Below are 15,835 nucleotides of genomic sequence, written 5' to 3' on the forward strand. Positions count from 1 at the left end.
CCGCGCCGACCGGCCTGCCGCCACGCGGGCGGGCCGCCACGCGGGCGGGCCGCCACGGGGGCTGGCCGCCACGCGGGCTGGCCGCCACGCGGGCCGGGCGGTGCGCGGGCCGGGCGGTGCGCGGGCCGGGCGGTGCGCGGGCCGGGCGGTGCGTGATCAGCGGGAGACCGCCCAGGCCAGCACTCCCGCCAGGATCAGACCGTTGAGCCCGGCCAGGGCCAGGTACGCAGCGGGTGGGATCTTCTTGCCCCGGCGGACGAAGTAGACCAGGACGGCGGCGTAGCCGAGCAGCAGGACGGCGATGACGACGAGGAAGTAGAACACCCGACGACCTTAACGACACCTTCGTCGGGCTGACCCTGCGCCCGGCCTGCTCGCGCTCCGCGATCTTGCACTTGCTGTCCCGACGAATGGGGCATCCCACTCATGTCGACAACCGAAACTGCAAGATCGGCGCGGCGGGGGATGCCGCAGGGGCGTGCCGGCGGACGGGGACCTTAGCGGCCCCGGCCGCGTAGGCCGAGTTGGCGCAGCTCCAGGGCGGCCAGGGCGTCGACTGTCGCGTCGTCGCCGCGCCGCCACGCCTCGGCGACATCCGGACCGATTCGGGTCAGTTTGCCCAGTGGCTGGGTGGCCAGCGCGCGCAGGGCGAGCAGGTCCCGGCCGGCTGGCCCGGCGGCCAGCTTCGTCGCCGATCCGGCCCGGCGCATCCAGCGGACCCGCAGCGGCAGCCAGCCGAACAGCACGATGCCGAGCGGGAAGATCAGCACCGCGATGGCGAGGGCCAGGGCGAGCTGGTCGACCAGCTGCTGCTGGTCGCGGCCGGCGTCGGCGAGCGACCGGGCGGCGTCGGCGGCGCGCTGGAACGGTGCGGTGAGTTCGTCGCCGACCAGTGGCACCCGGCCGACCTTGCTGCCGGCGTCGCCCAGGTTGTCGGCGAGCCCGCTGCCGGCGCCCTCCAACTTCTGCCCCGGCACGGCGAGCTTCTGCACCAGGTCGTGCAGCCACAGCGCGCCGCGGATCGCCGCGTACACCCAGGCGACGACGAGCAGGTCGGTGAGCAACTGACGGGCGGCGGTCGGAAACCGATCGGCATAGATTTTCACGCCGGCCAGCGTGCCACGAACGCCTGGCCCGGTGTAGCCGTGAAGTGAGCCCGGATCGCGACCGACAGGGCGCTGGTGGTCAGCGCGGGCAGGTCGGGCAGGTGCCGAAGATTTCCAGGGTGTGGCTGACGTCGGCGTAGCCGTGCTGGGCGGCCACCCGATCGGCCCAGCTCTCCACGGCCGGGCCGGCCACCTCGACCGTGCGCCCGCACACCCGGCAGACCAGGTGGTGGTGGTGCCCCTCGCTGCACCGGCGGTAGAGGTGCTCGCCGCCCGGCGGACGCATCACGTCGATCTCACCGGCGTCGGCGAGCCCCTGGAGGGTGCGGTAGACGGTGGTCAGGCCGACCCGCTCGCCGCGCTGCCGCAGCATGGCGTGCAGGTCCTGGGCGCTGTGGAAGCCCTCCATCTCGCCCAGCAGCGCGCTCACCGCCGAACGCTGCCGGGTGTTGCGTACCGCGGCGCTGCTCTCGCTCATGATCCCTCCCCGGCGTGGCTGACCGCGTCCGCCACGATGTGCGCGACGTGCTCGTCGACCAGGCTGTAGGCGATCTCCCGGCCTCGGCGGGAGCCGCGCACCACGCCCGCTCCGCGCAACACCCGCAGGTGCTGCGAGACCAGTGGTTGCGCCGCGCCGAGCTTCTCCACCAACTCGTGCACGCACCGCTCGCCGCCGGCCAGCTCACTGACGATGGCCAGTCGAATGGGAGCGGACAGGGCGCGGAGCAGCTCGCTGGCCCCGTCGAACCCGTCGTAGCCCGTCGCGCTGGTCATCCTGCAACGGTAACCAATACCACCGAGGTCGCGCTGAGCAGGCTCAGCTCAGCACGACCTCGTGAGGTTCCGGTGTCGGTGCGGCGGTCGGCGTCGTCCGACGGCGCACGGCCCGCCAGACGGCGCCGGCCACGGCCACCACCAGGAACGACGCGATCGCCACCAGCACCACCGAGGCGCCCGGTGCGGTGTCCGCCGTGGCCGCCACCCAGACACCCGAGCCGGCAGCGAAGAGCCCGAGCGCCATCGCGGCGGCCATCGTGCTGCGGAAACCCCGGGTGACCTGCTGGGCGGTGGCGACCGGCACCACCATCAACGCGCTGATCAGCAGCACGCCGACGGCCCGCATGGCGATGGTCACGGTGACCGCTGTGGCGACCGCGATCAGCAGGTTCAGGGTGCGGACCGGCAGGCCGGAGACCCGGGCGTACTCCTCGTCGTGGCTGACCGCGAAGAGTGCCGGCCGCAACCCGATCATCGTGACCAGGATCGCCGCGCCGAGCACCGCGATGGTGGTCAGGTCGGCGGGCGAGATGGTGGTCAGCGACCCGAACAGGTAGGCGTTGAGGTTCGCGCTGGTCGCGTCGGAAAGGCCAACCAGGAGTACGCCGCCCGCGATGCCGCCGTAGAAGAGCAGGGCCAGAGCCAGGTCACCGGAGGTACGCCCACGGGCCCGGACGATCTCGATGGCGATCGCGCCGATGGTGGCGGCGATCACCGCGACCAGCACCGGCGAGCGGTTGAGCAGCAGCCCCGCGCCGACGCCGGTCAGCGCCACGTGCCCCACACCATCGCCGATCAGCGCCAGCCGGCGCTGCACCAGGTAGATGCCGAGCGCCGGCGCGGCCAGGCCGATCACCAGCGCGCCGATCAGGGCGCGCTGCATGTAGGGGTACTGGAAGAGTTCCATCTGTCAGTTGCTCCACAGCCCGGCGGGCTCGTCGTAGCAGTGCGGGTGCACGTGGTCGTGGTCCGGCTCCGCGTGATGGCCGGCCGGGTCCGGCACCGCGCCGTCGTGGGCGATGCGACCCTCGTGGACGACGACGGCCCGGCTGATCACCGGTCGCAGCGGGCCCAGCTCGTGGGCGACGAGAAGCACAGTTCCGCCGTCGCCGACGAAGTCGCGCAGCGCGCCGGCGAACGCCTCCTGGCTGGCCGCGTCCACCCCGGCGGTGGGCTCGTCGAGAACCAGCAGCTCCGGCTGGCCGGCCAGGGCGCGGGCGATCAGGGTGCGCTGCTGCTGGCCGCCGGAGAGCGTGGACACCGGGTCACCGGCCCGGTCGGCGAGCCCGACCGCGCCCAGCGCGGCGTCGACGGCGGACCGGTCGGCTCGACCCGGCGGACGCAGCACCCCGCGACGGGCCAGCCGGCCGGAGGCCACCACCTCGCGGACGGTCGCCGGTACGCCGCCGCCGGCTCCCAGGCGTTGCGGGACGTACCCGATGCGTGCCCACTGCCGGAACCGGCGCAACGGCCGGTCGAAGAGGGTGACCGAGCCGGCGCTGATCGGCACCAGCCCGAGCACGGCGCGGATCAGGGTGGACTTGCCCGAGCCGTTGGCGCCGAGGATCGCGACCACCTCGCCGGCGGTCACCGTGAGCGAGATGTCCCGGAGCACGGGGCGGCCGTCGTAGCCGACCACCCCGTGCTCGACGGTGATGACAGGTGAGGTCACGAGCAGCTCAAGGCCGTCTGCAGGGTCCGCAGGTTGGTGCGCATCACCGAAAGGTAGTCCCCGTTGCTGCCGGCGGCGAGCCCTTCGATCGGGTCGAGGACCGCGGTCTTCGCGCCGACCTGACCGGCGATGGTCTCGGCCACCTTCGGGCTGACCAGGGTCTCGAAGAAGATCGTGGTGGCCTGGTGCTCCTTCGCCTCCTCGATCACGTGCGCGAGGCGCTGCGGCGAGGGCTCGACGTCCGGGCTCAGCCCGGTGATGCCGACCTGGTCCAGCTGGTAGCGGTCGGCGAGGTAGCCGAACGCGGCGTGGCTGGTCACGATCTCCCGCCGCTGACAGGTCGCCAGACCGTGCTTGAACTCGCCGTCCAGGGTCGTCAGGTCGGCGCGCAGGGCGACCGCCCGGGCGGTGTAGTCGGCGGCGTGGTCCGGGTCGGCCTTGCCGAGCCGCTGGGCGAGTTGGTCGCCGATGCCGGCCAGTCGGGTCGGGTCGAGCCAGACGTGCGGGTCCTTGCCGCCGCTCTCCTCGGCGTGCCCCTCCTCGCCCTCGTGGTCGTGCCCGCCGGCGGACGCGTCCAACAGCGGCTGGACGCTGGTCACGTCGAACGCCCGGTCGCCGCCGTTCTGGGCCACGGCGTCGTCCACCGCCGGCTGGAACCCCTTGAGGTAGACGATCAGCTCCGCCTCGCTGACCTCACCGACCTGGCTCGGGTTGAGTTCCAGGTCGTGCGGCTCGGCGCCGGGCTTGGCCAGGTTGGTGACCCGGACCGCGTCGCCGCCGATCCGTTCGGCCAGGAACTGGAGGGGGTAGAACGCGGCCACCACGTCGACTCGCTGGGGGTCGGCGCCGGCGGCGCCGCCGGTGGAGCAGCCGGCCCCGGCGCCCAGGGCGAGGAGGGCGGTCGCGGCGGCCAGGACACGGTACGTGGCGCGGTTGGTCATGTCGTCAACTGTCCGTGGCAACGATAATGATTGTCAAAAACGCATGATTGCATGTCAGAGGAGCTTCGCGAGGCCCACAGTCACCAGCAGGGCGAGCATCACCAGTCGGATCAGCCGGGTCTGTGGCGCCTGAACCGCCCAGGTCGTCGCCAACAGGGCGATCAGGACCCCGGCGAGCGCGAGCGTGAGCAGCCCGCCGATCACCCCGGGCGTGAAGAACGCCACCAGCACCACCACCAGGGTGAGCAGGAACACCGACGTCGGGTTCGCCCCGGCCAACCGGGCGAGCAGAGGGCGCTGCGTACGCTGCATCCCACAGACTCTACGAGGAGGAACCCCCGGTGCTGGTGACCAACCGGTTCGTGGTCGACGTCGATGCCGCCGACGGCTTCACCGAACGGGCGCACGCCGCCCTCACCGCGCTGGCCGCCCGGCCCGGCTACCTGCGCGGCCAACTGGTCCGGGCGCTGGACGACCCCCGGTACTGGTCACTGGTCACCGAGTGGGAGTCGGTCGGCACGTACCGGCGGGCGCTGGGCGCCTTCGAGGTCAAGGTCAGCGCCGTGCCGCTGCTCGCCGAGTCCGTCGACGAGCCCTCCGCCTACGAGGCGCTGGCCACCGCCGCCCCCGGCGGGGCCGTGGTCGTCGCCGAGAGTGATCGGGCTGCGGGTCCTTACCGCTGAGCCGCCGGACACTACGCTGCTCCTATGACCGCACCCGCCCCGCCACCCGGTCCCGGGGTGGCTCCGCCGTTCGCCGCGCCGCCCACCGAGGGCCGCCGGACCCGGCTCTGGATCGGCCTCGGCGTCGGCGCGCTCGCCGTGGTGCTCTGCTGTGGCGGGGGTGGCACCGCCGTCGTCGGCCTGGCCGTCAGCGGAGTCCAGGCGATCCGGGAACAGGCCCGCACCGTGACCGGCGACTACTACCAGGCGCTGGTCGAGCGAAACTACGGGCGGGCGTACGACCAGCTCTGCGACGACGCGCAGCGGCGGGAGTCCCGGCCGGAGTTCGAGCGACGGGCCGCCGCCGAACCGCAGGTGACCGCGTTCCGGGTGGGTGAGGTGGACACCACCTACCTGACCGTGCCGGTCGACGTGACCCTCGACGGTGGCGACCGGGAGCGGCAACAGGTCAGCCTCGGCCAGGACGGGCAGAGCGGCGGCGTGGAGGTCTGCGAGGTCAGCTGACCCGTCCCCGGTATTCTGCTGGGCTCGGGGGGACGGTGGTCGTACCGTTGTCCCGAACCGACCGTTCCATCCACATCTCGCCCCCGCCGACCGCCAGCCGGCGTAGGAGGAAACATGCCAGCCGACCGTATCGATGCCGTCGTCAGCCTCGCCAAGCGCCGAGGCTTCGTCTTCCCCTCCAGTGAGATCTACGGAGGCACCCGATCGGCGTGGGACTACGGTCCGCTCGGCGTGGAACTCAAGGAGAACGTCCGCCGGCAGTGGTGGAAGACAATGGTCCAGCAGCGCGACGACGTCGTCGGCCTGGACTCCGCGGTGATCCTGTCCCGCAAGGTGTGGGAGGCGTCCGGCCACATCGCCGAGTTCGTCGACCCGCTCACCGAGTGCCAGTTCTGCCACAAGCGGTTCCGGGCGGACCATCTGGAAGAGGCGTACGCCGAGAAGCACGGCAAGCCGCTCACCTCACTGGCCGAGCTGAACTGCCCCAACTGCGGCAACAAGGGCACCTTCACCGAGCCGAAGATGTTCAACGGCCTGATGAAGACCTACCTGGGTCCGGTGGAGAGCGACGAAGGGCTGCACTACCTGCGCCCGGAGACCGCGCAGGGCATCTTCGTCAACTACAAGAACGTCGAGACGGTCGCCCGCAAGAAGCCCCCGTTCGGCATCGCGCAGACCGGCAAGTCGTTCCGCAACGAGATCACCCCGGGCAACTTCATCTTCCGGACCCGCGAGTTCGAGCAGATGGAGATGGAGTTCTTCGTCGAGCCGGGCACCGACGAGCAGTGGCACGAGTACTGGCTCCAGGAGCGCTGGAACTGGTACCTCGACCTTGGCCTCTCGGCGGACAATCTGCGTCTGTTCGAGCACCCCAAGGAGAAGCTGTCGCACTACTCGAAGCGGACGGTGGACATCGAGTACCGCTTCCAGTTCGGTGGCACCGAGTTCGCCGAGCTGGAGGGTGTCGCCAACCGCACCGACTTCGACCTCTCCACGCACAGCAAGCACTCCGGCGTCGACCTGTCGTACTTCGACCAGAGCAAGAGTGAGCGCTGGATGCCGTACGTCATCGAGCCGGCCGCGGGTCTGACCCGCGCGGTGCTGGCCTTCCTGTTGGAGGCGTACGACGAGGACGAGGCGCCGAACACCAAGGGCGGCGTGGACAAGCGCACAGTGATGCGGTTCGACCCGAGGCTCGCCCCGGTCAAGGTGGCGGTGCTGCCGCTGTCCCGCAACGAGGCGCTGTCGCCCAAGGCCAAGGACCTCGCGACCCTGCTGCGCAAGCGCTGGGTGGTGGAGTTCGACGACTCGCAGGCGATCGGGCGTCGCTACCGCCGGCAGGACGAGATCGGCACCCCGTTCTGTGTGACCGTCGACTTCGACACCCTGGACGACAACGCGGTGACGGTGCGCAACCGGGACACCATGGCCCAGGAGCGCGTCTCCCTGGACCAGGTCGAGCGCTACCTGATCGAGCGTCTCCCCGGCTGCTGAGACTCTGCGCACGGGGCCTCGGCCGACGCGATAAGCGCCGGTCGGGGCCCCGTACACTTGTCCGGTGACTGCCTCGACCGTGCCCGCGCTGCGCCCGCTGACTCTCGGCCAGCACCAGGTGTGGCCGCCGGTGGTGCTCGCGCCGATGGCCGGGATCACCAACATCGGGTTCCGTCGGCTCTGTCGCGAGCAGGGTGGCGGCATCTACGTCTGCGAGATGATCACCACCCGGGCGCTGGTCGAGCGCAACCCGAAGACGCTGCGCATGATCGCGTTCGGCGACGACGAGAAGCCCCGCAGTCTCCAGCTCTACGGCACCGATCCGGAGATCACCGCCGCCGCCGTGCGGATCGTCGTCGAGCGCAACCTGGCCGATCACATCGACCTCAACTTCGGCTGCCCGGTCCCCAAGGTCACCCGACGTGGGGGCGGCGCGGCGCTACCGTGGCGGCGCCGGCTCTTCGCACGACTCGTGCGGGCCGCGGTGGCTGCCGCGTCACCGTCCGGCGTGCCGGTCACTGTCAAGATGCGCAAGGGCATCGACGACGACCACCTGACGTACGTCGAAGCCGGGCTCGCCGCCCAGGAAGCCGGCGTGGCAGCGGTGGCCCTGCACGGGCGCACGGCGTCGCAGCGCTACTCGGGCACCGCCGACTGGGACGCGATCGCCACCCTGAAGCAGGCCCTCGACGTGCCGGTGCTCGGCAACGGCGATATCTGGGAAGCCGACGACGCGCTGCGCATGGTGGCCCACACCGGCGTGGACGGCGTGGTCATCGGGCGCGGCTGTCTGGGCCGACCGTGGCTCTTCGCCGACCTGGAGGCCGCCTTCAACGGTCGGCCGGAGCGGCGGCTGCCCACCCTCGGCGAGGTGGCGGTGACCATGCGCCGGCACGCCGAGCTGCTTGTCGACCAGTTCACGGCCGGTGCCCGCAACCCGGCCCGAGGTGAACGGGACGGCTGCACCGACTTCCGCAAGCACGTCGCCTGGTACCTCAAGGGCTTCCCGGTCGGCGGTGAGCTGCGGCGCTCGCTGGCGATGATCGAAAGCTTGGCGCAGCTCGACGACCTGCTCGGCAAGCTCGACCCGGCCGAGCCGTTCCCGGTCACCGCCCTGGGTCAGCCGCGCGGGCGTACCAACTCGCCCGGCAAGGTCTTCCTGCCCGAGGGCTGGCTGGCCAGTCGAGACGACGACACGGTCCCCGAGGGCGCCGAGATGGACGACTCCGGCGGCTGAGCCCTTGGCCGGTCGGCCGGAGGTGCCCCGCGACCATCCCTCCGGAACGCAGGCTCGCCGCGGAGTCGTGCCGGCGCGCCGGTCACCCTCGAGCCCTCGGGTCGTGGCACTTGGTCTTCCTCGCCACTCCGTGCGGGCTGGGCAGATGAGTTCGGCGCCCTATCGAGCTGATGTCGTGAACGAATCACCAGTTCGGCTCGGGCGGGCGGCCCTGCCTCTGATTCGTCTACGGCATCAGCTCCAAAGGACCCGTGGGCGCGGTCAGTGGGGTTGCCCGCTGTGGGGTTGCCCGCTGTGGGTAGGCGCGGCTTGGTCCGGTGGGCGGCGTGCCGGGGTGAGTGGCTGGGGTTGCCCGCTGTGGGGTGGCCCGCTGTGGGTCGGCGCGGCTCGGTCCGGTGGGCGGCTTGCCGGGGTGAATGGCTCGGTCGGCTCGGATGCCCGTCGACTTCGTTCGCGCCTGACGGCGGGCGCGTGGACTTGGCTCGTCGCGCTGCCCGTGCTGCCCGTGCTCGGCCGGCGGGGCTAGTGGCCCGGGCATGCCGAAGGGCCGGACCCTGGTGGGGGTCCGGCCCTTCGGTGTGTGCTGGGTGTGTGTGGTGCGGGGGGTCAGCTGGTGGCGTAGCCGCGGGTGGCGATCCAGTCCGCGAGGTGCTCCACGCTGATCCAGTAGGAGGCGGTGTTCGCATCGGCGGAGTCGGCGATCTTGACGGTGTTGCCGTTGTCGCGGTAGCCGACGACGCTGATGTAGTGCCCGCCTTCGTAGGAGTGGGTGACGCCGTCGGTGTCGGTGCTGGTGCCGGCGATGTTGGCGACCACGGCGCGGCCGTCGTCGACGGTGCGGACGATGTCGGCGCGCAGGGTGTCGGTCTGCTTGGTGTCGGCGGCGGGGGTGCTGATCTCGACGGACCGGTAGGCGTCGTTCTTACCGGTTTCCTTGTTCAGCACGGGGGTGATGTCGTTGATGGAGTTGGTGCCGGCCTCGGTGGTGCCCATCTCCTTGGCCATGTCGTCGACGTTGATGTTCTTGCCCTGCACGGACAGGGCGTTACGGGTCGCGGCGGGCCCGCAGTAGTAGAAGTTCGGCTGGGCCTCGTAGCGCACGCCCAGTTCCCGTTCGCCGTGGCCCTTGCGGTCGGTCTGGGTTTGCGCGGCCGGGGTGCTGGTGGTGGGTGCGGCGAACGCGGTGGTGACGGGGCCGGCGATGGCGCCACCGGTGAACGCGAGACCAGCGGCGGTCAGGGCGGTCTTACGGATCAGATCGGTACGCATGATGGCGTGCTCCTCTGCATCGGGGGTGCCCGCACCACACCCGGGGGTGGGTGGTGCGGGAAAGTTCGTGGCGACGCCGGCGATCCGGGGGGACCTGCTCGGGCGTTGCGGGGGATGTAACCGGGGCGGCCTGCCGGGTGTTCCCGGGCGGCTGCCGCGCCCCACGACCGGGACAGTCGCGGTGGTCTGCCAGGTATAACGACCCGGCCCGGCCCACGATTCCGCCACGGGGGTGCCCCCGACTACCCGACACCAGCGGTCAAACCGGACAACCCGAACGCCGGGGTCAGGGCTTGGCGGTGTCGGTTTGGGGTGTGGTGCGTTGTGTCGGGATGGTCGGTGCGGTGGGCCAGGGGATCTCGGGCGCGCGGTGGAAGGTGATCCCGGCCGTCGTCCAGCGCGGGCCCTGGCTGGCCAGGCGGTCGCGGAAGCCGGCCCAGTCGTGGCTTGCCCGGGGTGACCAGCCCAACTCGGCGATGGCCGGGAGGCGGGGCAGGAGCAGAAGTTCGATGTCGGCCAGCGAGGTGACCGATTCGGTCCAGAGTGGGGCCTCCACACCGAGAACCGCCTCGGCGGGTACGCCGGCGACGTGCATGCCCGGATCCCAGTCGTACGCCTTTCGCACGTCGATGAGGCCGGCCCAGTCGTGCCCGATCGGGGTGTCCGGGGCGTACTTCATGTCCAGGTAGGCGTGGTTGCCGGGGGAGACGATCAGCCGGGCACCCCTGCGTACGGCGTCGACGGTGGTGGGGTCTTCGCCGTTCGTGCCCCACCACTGCAGGACCCGCCCGTCGAGGTGGGCGGCCGGCGCGAGCTGGTGCCAGCCGACGACTGTCTTGCCGAGGTCGGCCACGATGCGCTGGACCCGCTCGACGAAACCGGTGTAGACCTCGCCCTTCACCTTGAACGCCTCGTCGCCGCCGATGTGCAGCCAGGGGCCGGGGGTGAGCGCGGCCACCTCGCCCAGCACGTCGGCGACGAAGTCGTACGTCCGCTCGTCGGCCGGGTCGACGTAGCTGAAGCCGACCTCGGTGCCGGTGTACGGCGGCGGCGCGGTCTTGTCCGGTGCCAGCTCCGGGTACGCGACCAGCGCCGAGTTGGTGTGCCCCGGGAGGTCGATCTCCGGGACGACGGTGATGTGGCGGGCGGCCGCGTAGGAGACGATCCGCTGGTAGTCGGCCTTCGTGTAGTGCCCGCCGGGGCCGCCGCCGACCTCGGTCGTCCCGCCGACGGTGGTCAGCTTCGGCCAGGAGTCCACGGCGATCCGCCAGCCCTGGTCATCGGTGAGGTGCAGGTGCAGGTGGTTGAGCTTGTAGCGGGCCAGGTGGTCGACCACCCGCAGCACGTCCTCCACGGCGAAGAAGTGCCGCGCGACGTCGAGCATCGCGCCCCGGTAGGGGAACCGGGGTGCGTCGGTGATGGTCCCGCCGGGCAACGCCCAGCGTTCGGTGACCGGGCTGGGGCTCTCGATGGCCGCCGGCAACAGTTGGCGCAGCGTCTGTACGCCGTAGAAGAGGCCGGTGCCGGTGGCGGCGGTGACGCGTACCCCGTCGGTGGCGATGTCGAGGCGGTAGCCCTCCGCGCCGAGGTCGGCGGTGTCGTCGAGCACCAGCGCGATGCCACCGGCGGGCTCCGGCGTGGTGGCGTCGGTGACCGGCAGCGGGTAGCCGGTGGCCGGACGCAGGAGCTGGGCGAGCTGCTCGGCGACCGCGAACGCGGCGGGGTCGGCGCTGGACACGATGACCGCTTCGGCCGGGAGCGCCCAGTCGGCGGTCGGGTCGGGCCGGGCCTGCTGTGGGGCGGGCACGACGTCGGTCAGCCGGTGCGGGGCCGCCGGGGCGAGCAACATGCCCGCGGTCTGCTCGGCCGTGCGGGCCAGCGTGGCCGCGTCCGGTTCCTCCGCCGACAGCGGCGCGGGGACGGCGGTGGGGCCGGGGGAGGGGGTGGTCGACACGGCGGCGACTCCGGGGGTGTATTCGCGTCGGTTATGGCAAAAGTGAGGTTCACCGGCTGGCGTGGCGTCAAGCGTACGACGCTCGGCCGGGATGCGTGATGGTGCGCATGGAAGCGTTCCCAAAAACCGGTACGAACACGGATAGTCGTGATGGCTGTGCCAATTGTCACCGAACGGTCCCAGGTCACTCGATGTTCGCTTAACCTTCGCCCACCGATCGACGTTGACCCCGGGATTACCGGTGGTCCGTCCCGGGGAAGAAGAAAACTGAACCTTCGTTAAGTGTCAATCCGGCGCGTGTGTTGTGGAGGCTCTGGTGGCAGCGCAAGAGACCGTCGATCACAAGTACGTCTACGACTTCTCCGAAGGCAACAAGGAACTCAAGGAGCTGCTCGGCGGCAAGGGGGCAAACCTCGCCGAGATGACCAACCTGGGCCTGCCCGTTCCGCCCGGCTTCACCATCACCACCGAGGCGTGCCAGGTGTACCTCGCGACGGGACGGGAGCCGGACGGGCTCGCCGGTCAGATCGAGGCACACCTGGAATCGCTGGAGCGCGCGATGGGCAAGCGCCTCGGTGACCCACAGGACCCACTGTTGGTCTCCGTCCGCTCCGGTGCCAAGTTCTCCATGCCCGGCATGATGGAGACGGTCCTCAACGTCGGTCTCAACGACCAGAGCGTGGTGGGGCTCTCTGCCCAGGCGGGACAGAACGACAGGTTCGCCTGGGACTCCTACCGGCGACTCATCCAGATGTTCGGCAAGACCGTCTGCGAGGTGCCGGGCGAGGAGTTCGAGCACGCGCTCGACGAGGCCAAGCACGCCAGGGGCACCCACAACGACCTGGATCTGGACGCCGACGACCTGCGTGGGCTGGTCGACGCGTACAAGAAGATCTTCTTGAAGCACACCGGTCGGGAGTTCCCGCAGCAGCCACGCGAACAGCTCGACCTGGCCATCCGGGCGGTCTTCGAGTCGTGGAACGCCGAGCGCGCGGTGCTCTACCGCCGCCAGGAGCGCATCCCGGCCGACCTCGGCACCGCGGTCAACGTGGTGACGATGGTCTTCGGCAACCTCGGCCCGGATTCCGGCACCGGGGTCGCGTTCACCCGTGACCCGGCCAGCGGGGCGCAGGGCATCTACGGCGACTACCTGGCCAACGCCCAGGGCGAGGACGTGGTCGCCGGCATCCGCAACACAGTGCCGTTGCAGGAGTTGGAGCAGCTCGACAAGGCCTCCTACGACGAGCTGCTCGGCATCATGGCCCGGCTTGAGGAGCACTACAAGGACCTCTGCGACATCGAGTTCACCATCGAACGCGGCAAGCTGTGGATGTTGCAGACCCGGGTCGGCAAGCGCACCGCCGCCGCCGCGTTCGTCATCGCCGGGCAACTCGTCGACGAGGGTCTGATCGACCTGGACGAGGCGCTGCACCGGGTCAACGGCGCGCAACTGGCCCAGCTGATGTTCCCGCGCTTCCAGCTCGACCACGAGTTCCAGCCGGTCGCCAAGGGCATCGGCGCATCGCCCGGCGCGGCGTCCGGCACCGTGGTCTTCACCTCCGCGCGGGCCGTCGAGCTGGCCGCCGAGGGGGAGTCGGTGATCCTGGTGCGCCGGGAGACCAACCCGGACGACCTGAACGGCATGATCGCCGCGAAGGGCATCCTCACCTCGCGCGGCGGTAAGACCAGCCACGCCGCGGTGGTGGCCCGGGGCATGGGCAAGACCTGCGTCTCCGGTGCCGACGAGATCGAGGTGAACGTGCCGGCGAAGCGGTTCACAGTGGCCGGGCAGACCGTCACCGAGGGCGACGTCGTGTCCATCGACGGCACCACCGGCAAGGTCTACCTCGGCGAGGTGCCGGTCATGCCCTCCGAGGTGGTGCAGTACTTCGAGGGCAGCCTCGACCCCGAGCACATCGACAACGCGCTGGTCCGGGCCGTACACCGGATCATGACGCACGCCGACGGGAAGCGGCGGCTGGCGGTCCGCACGAACGCCGACACCGGCGCGGACGCCGCTCGGGCCCGGCGCTTCGGCGCCGAGGGCATCGGGCTGTGCCGCACCGAGCACATGTTCCTCGGTGAGCGGCGGGAGCTGGTCGAGCGGCTGATCCTGGCCCGGGCCCCGGGCGAGCGGGAGTCGGCGCTGGCGGCGCTGCTGCCGTTGCAGCGGGCCGACTTCGAGGAGATCTTCCGCGAGATGGACGGCCTGCCGGTCACCGTCCGGCTCATCGACCCGCCGTTGCACGAGTTCCTTCCGCCGTTGGAGCAGCTCGCCGTCAACGTGGCGGTCGCCCAGGAACGCGGCGAGGACGTGGCCAAGGAGGAGGCGCTGCTCGCCGCCGTCCGGCGGATGCACGAGGAGAACCCGATGCTGGGGCTGCGGGGCGTACGCCTCGGCCTGGTCATCCCCGGCCTGTTCGCGATGCAGGTCCGGGCCATCGCCGAGGCGGCGGTCAGTTGCGCCCGCGACGGGGGCGTGGCCAAGCCGGAGATCATGGTGCCGCTGGTCGGTGCCGTGCAGGAGTTGGAGACGGTCCGCGCCGAGGCCGAGAAGATCATCGCCGAGGTGGTCGGGGACAGCGGCGTCGAGGTGCTGATCGGCACCATGATCGAGGTGCCCCGGGCGGCGCTGACCGCCGGGCAGATCGCCGAGGCCGCCGAGTTCTTCTCCTTCGGCACCAACGACCTGACCCAGATGGGCTGGGGCTTCTCCCGCGACGACGTCGAGGGCGCGTTCTTCTGGCGCTACCTGGAGTTGGGCATCTTCGGCATCTCGCCGTTCGAGTCGATCGACCGCGACGGCGTCGGTCGGCTGGTGCGGATCGCCGCCGAGGAGGGTCGGGCCGCCCGCCCCGGGCTGAAGCTCGGTGTCTGCGGTGAGCACGGCGGCGACCCGGACTCGGTGCACTTCTTCCACGAGGTCGGCCTGGACTACGTGTCCTGTTCGCCGTTCCGGGTGCCGGTGGCCCGGCTGGAGGCAGGTCGGGCGGTAGTGGAGACCGGCGGGTCGGACAGCCGCTGACGCACGTCGGCGGCGGCCTGGTCACCCGGCCGCCGCCGGCGCTCAGATCGGCGGACGACGCCAGGTGGGTCGGGACGAGCGGCGCAACTGCGCCGGCAGGGTCGCCATCGGGGTACGCGTGGCCAGCGGGGCGTGCGCGTCCGGTACGGAGGTCGCGCCGATGCCTCCGCCACGAACGTCCAGGAACGACCCGGCGCGGCGGGCCACCGCTCGCGCCTCCTCGTGCAGCGCCTCCAGGTCCCCGGCCGCCGAGATGGTGACGAGGGTCAGCAGGGCGCTGCGCCCGGCCGGATAGGTGACCACGCAGCCTGCTGTGGTGCAGACGAACGACTCCCGGAACTCACCCTGCCGGACGGTGTCGGCCACCCGGTGCCCGAGCCCGAAACTCGCGGCGGCGAGCGCGGCGAGATGGGTGGCGTCGGTGCTGGGTAGGTCGCTGGAGATGAGCAGGCCGTCCGTGCCCGCGAGCACCGTGCCGGCGATGTCGGGTCGGCGCTGGCGCAGCAGGCGTAGCTCCGTTCCCATCACCGTGTCTGCGTCCACGAGCGTTACCCCTCACCGGTCGGCTCTGCGTGTCAGTCGGCTGGCTACGTTCCGCGCTGGGAAGGCTACCGGTGGCGACTTCCGGCCGCGAGCCCGTAACCCTCGGCGATCGGTCGGCAACTGGGGGCCAATCGGTGGTTGTGCGCCCTTCATCGATGCGTCGTGAGCCTGTCGAGCAGTGCTGGCGGGCGTAATCTTGGCTCGCTCGCACACGGCCGATTGGGCGCCGCGTCGAACGGGAAGAGGTGACTGCATGACCAGTGTCTGGGAGAGCCTGACTGTCGACGCCCGCGATCCGGCCCGACTGGCTCGTTGGTGGGCCGAGGCGCTCGGCTATCAGGTCGTCACCGAGACACCGAGCGGAGTGGAGATCCGCCAGTCCCCGGACCAGTTGCCCGCCCTGTTCTTCGGCCCCGTGGCCGAGGGCAAGGAGCGCAAGAACCGGCTGCACCTCGACCTGCGCCCCGCCAATCAGGAGGCTGAGGTCGAGCGCCTGGTCGACATGGGCGCCCGGCACGTCGACATCGGTCAGGGCGACGTCGAGTGGACGGTGCTGTCCGACCCGGAAGGCAACGAGTTCTGCGTTCTCCGTGAACGCGAGGAGTGAGCCGGTCTTGCGAGCCCCGCAGT

General features: G+C 71.1%; 17 protein-coding genes. 6 read left to right on the forward strand and 11 right to left on the reverse strand.

The features are described from left to right. Positions 1–156: 156 nt before the first annotated feature. The 8 genes from ABZ794_RS26525 to ABZ794_RS26560 form a co-directional block, all read right to left on the reverse strand. Entirely contained in the window at positions 157–324 is a 168-nt protein-coding gene (locus ABZ794_RS26525) for a hypothetical protein (RefSeq protein WP_210786980.1), read from the reverse strand. 173 nt (positions 325–497) lie between these two features. Continuing rightward, positions 498–1,106: a hypothetical protein gene (locus ABZ794_RS26530; RefSeq protein ID WP_238690470.1), complete on the reverse strand. Its 609-nt coding sequence runs from the start codon at positions 1,104–1,106 to the stop codon at positions 498–500. 79 nt (positions 1,107–1,185) lie between these two features. Continuing rightward, positions 1,186–1,584, reverse strand: coding sequence for a Fur family transcriptional regulator (locus ABZ794_RS26535; RefSeq protein WP_091409697.1), 399 nt, complete (start codon positions 1,582–1,584; stop codon positions 1,186–1,188). After that, entirely contained in the window at positions 1,581–1,880 is a 300-nt protein-coding gene (locus ABZ794_RS26540) for a metalloregulator ArsR/SmtB family transcription factor (protein WP_030338189.1), read from the reverse strand. The genes ABZ794_RS26535 and ABZ794_RS26540 overlap by 4 nt, the downstream gene beginning before the upstream one ends. 43 nt (positions 1,881–1,923) lie before the next feature. Next, entirely contained in the window at positions 1,924–2,790 is an 867-nt protein-coding gene (locus tag ABZ794_RS26545; protein WP_210786984.1) for a metal ABC transporter permease, read from the reverse strand. A 3-nt stretch (positions 2,791–2,793) separates the two neighbouring features. Beyond that, on the reverse strand, positions 2,794–3,555 hold the full coding sequence (locus tag ABZ794_RS26550; RefSeq protein ID WP_091409689.1) for an ABC transporter ATP-binding protein: 762 nt from the start codon (positions 3,553–3,555) through the stop codon (positions 2,794–2,796). Beyond that, positions 3,552–4,496, reverse strand: coding sequence for a metal ABC transporter substrate-binding protein (locus ABZ794_RS26555; RefSeq protein WP_210786993.1), 945 nt, complete (start codon positions 4,494–4,496; stop codon positions 3,552–3,554). Before ABZ794_RS26555 ends, ABZ794_RS26550 begins: the two co-directional genes overlap by 4 nt. 54 nt (positions 4,497–4,550) lie before the next feature. Continuing rightward, the gene (locus tag ABZ794_RS26560; RefSeq protein ID WP_210786995.1) at positions 4,551–4,808 is read right to left on the reverse strand and encodes a hypothetical protein; all 258 of its coding nucleotides are present in this window, start codon (positions 4,806–4,808) and stop codon (positions 4,551–4,553) included. Between the two features lie 29 nt (positions 4,809–4,837). Here ABZ794_RS26560 and ABZ794_RS26565 point away from each other — a divergent pair, with 29 nt between their 5' ends. From ABZ794_RS26565 to dusB, 4 genes are all read left to right on the forward strand, one after another. Beyond that, the gene (locus ABZ794_RS26565) at positions 4,838–5,179 is read left to right on the forward strand and encodes an antibiotic biosynthesis monooxygenase (protein WP_210786997.1); all 342 of its coding nucleotides are present in this window, start codon (positions 4,838–4,840) and stop codon (positions 5,177–5,179) included. A 24-nt stretch (positions 5,180–5,203) separates the two neighbouring features. Further along, positions 5,204–5,683 (forward strand): hypothetical protein, encoded by a 480-nt coding sequence (locus ABZ794_RS26570; RefSeq protein WP_210786999.1) that lies wholly within the window; start codon positions 5,204–5,206, stop codon positions 5,681–5,683. A gap of 114 nt (positions 5,684–5,797) precedes the next feature. Then, the gene (locus ABZ794_RS26575) at positions 5,798–7,177 is read left to right on the forward strand and encodes a glycine--tRNA ligase (protein ID WP_091409675.1); all 1,380 of its coding nucleotides are present in this window, start codon (positions 5,798–5,800) and stop codon (positions 7,175–7,177) included. 64 nt (positions 7,178–7,241) lie between these two features. Then, a complete protein-coding gene (dusB, locus tag ABZ794_RS26580) occupies positions 7,242–8,414 on the forward strand; it encodes a tRNA dihydrouridine synthase DusB (protein WP_112677424.1) in 1,173 nt (390 codons plus the stop codon). Positions 8,415–9,020: 606 nt separating this feature from the next. Here the strand turns inward: dusB and ABZ794_RS26585 are convergent. After that, entirely contained in the window at positions 9,021–9,683 is a 663-nt protein-coding gene (locus ABZ794_RS26585) for a C39 family peptidase (RefSeq protein ID WP_357518080.1), read from the reverse strand. Positions 9,684–9,969: 286 nt separating this feature from the next. After that, entirely contained in the window at positions 9,970–11,637 is a 1,668-nt protein-coding gene (locus ABZ794_RS26590) for a beta-N-acetylhexosaminidase (RefSeq protein ID WP_357518082.1), read from the reverse strand. A 316-nt stretch (positions 11,638–11,953) separates the two neighbouring features. Between ABZ794_RS26590 and ppdK the strand changes: the two genes are divergently transcribed. Then, positions 11,954–14,662 carry a pyruvate, phosphate dikinase gene (ppdK, locus tag ABZ794_RS26595; protein ID WP_357518084.1) on the forward strand — a complete coding sequence of 903 codons (2,709 nt, stop codon included), beginning with the start codon at positions 11,954–11,956 and terminating at the stop codon, positions 14,660–14,662. 42 nt (positions 14,663–14,704) lie between these two features. Here the strand turns inward: ppdK and ABZ794_RS26600 are convergent, their stop codons facing one another. Then, positions 14,705–15,205, reverse strand: a complete 501-nt coding sequence (locus tag ABZ794_RS26600; RefSeq protein ID WP_210783881.1) for a roadblock/LC7 domain-containing protein — start codon at positions 15,203–15,205, stop codon at positions 14,705–14,707. A gap of 253 nt (positions 15,206–15,458) precedes the next feature. Here ABZ794_RS26600 and ABZ794_RS26605 point away from each other — a divergent pair, with 253 nt between their 5' ends. After that, complete coding sequence (locus tag ABZ794_RS26605) at positions 15,459–15,812, forward strand: VOC family protein (RefSeq protein WP_112590341.1); 354 nt, start codon at positions 15,459–15,461, stop codon at positions 15,810–15,812. Positions 15,813–15,835: the final 23 nt, after the last annotated feature.

The sequence above is a fragment of the Micromonospora sp. NPDC047187 genome, assembly GCF_040643355.1.
Classification (GTDB): domain Bacteria; phylum Actinomycetota; class Actinomycetes; order Mycobacteriales; family Micromonosporaceae; genus Micromonospora; species Micromonospora salmantinae.

Bases quoted from the DNA above. Each gene is read 5' to 3' on its own strand.
- ABZ794_RS26535 (WP_091409697.1), bottom strand. From the start codon at position 1,584: ATGAGCGAGAGCAGCGCCGCGGTACGCAACACCCGGCAGCGTTCGGCG.
- ABZ794_RS26575 (WP_091409675.1), top strand. From the start codon at position 5,798: ATGCCAGCCGACCGTATCGATGCCGTCGTCAGCCTCGCCAAGCGCCGA.
- ABZ794_RS26560 (WP_210786995.1), bottom strand. From the start codon at position 4,808: ATGCAGCGTACGCAGCGCCCTCTGCTCGCCCGGTTGGCCGGGGCGAAC.
- ABZ794_RS26555 (WP_210786993.1), bottom strand. From the start codon at position 4,496: ATGACCAACCGCGCCACGTACCGTGTCCTGGCCGCCGCGACCGCCCTC.
- ABZ794_RS26570 (WP_210786999.1), top strand. From the start codon at position 5,204: ATGACCGCACCCGCCCCGCCACCCGGTCCCGGGGTGGCTCCGCCGTTC.
- ABZ794_RS26605 (WP_112590341.1), top strand. From the start codon at position 15,459: ATGACCAGTGTCTGGGAGAGCCTGACTGTCGACGCCCGCGATCCGGCC.
- ABZ794_RS26540 (WP_030338189.1), bottom strand. From the start codon at position 1,880: ATGACCAGCGCGACGGGCTACGACGGGTTCGACGGGGCCAGCGAGCTG.
- ABZ794_RS26545 (WP_210786984.1), bottom strand. From the start codon at position 2,790: ATGGAACTCTTCCAGTACCCCTACATGCAGCGCGCCCTGATCGGCGCG.
- ABZ794_RS26585 (WP_357518080.1), bottom strand. From the start codon at position 9,683: ATGCGTACCGATCTGATCCGTAAGACCGCCCTGACCGCCGCTGGTCTC.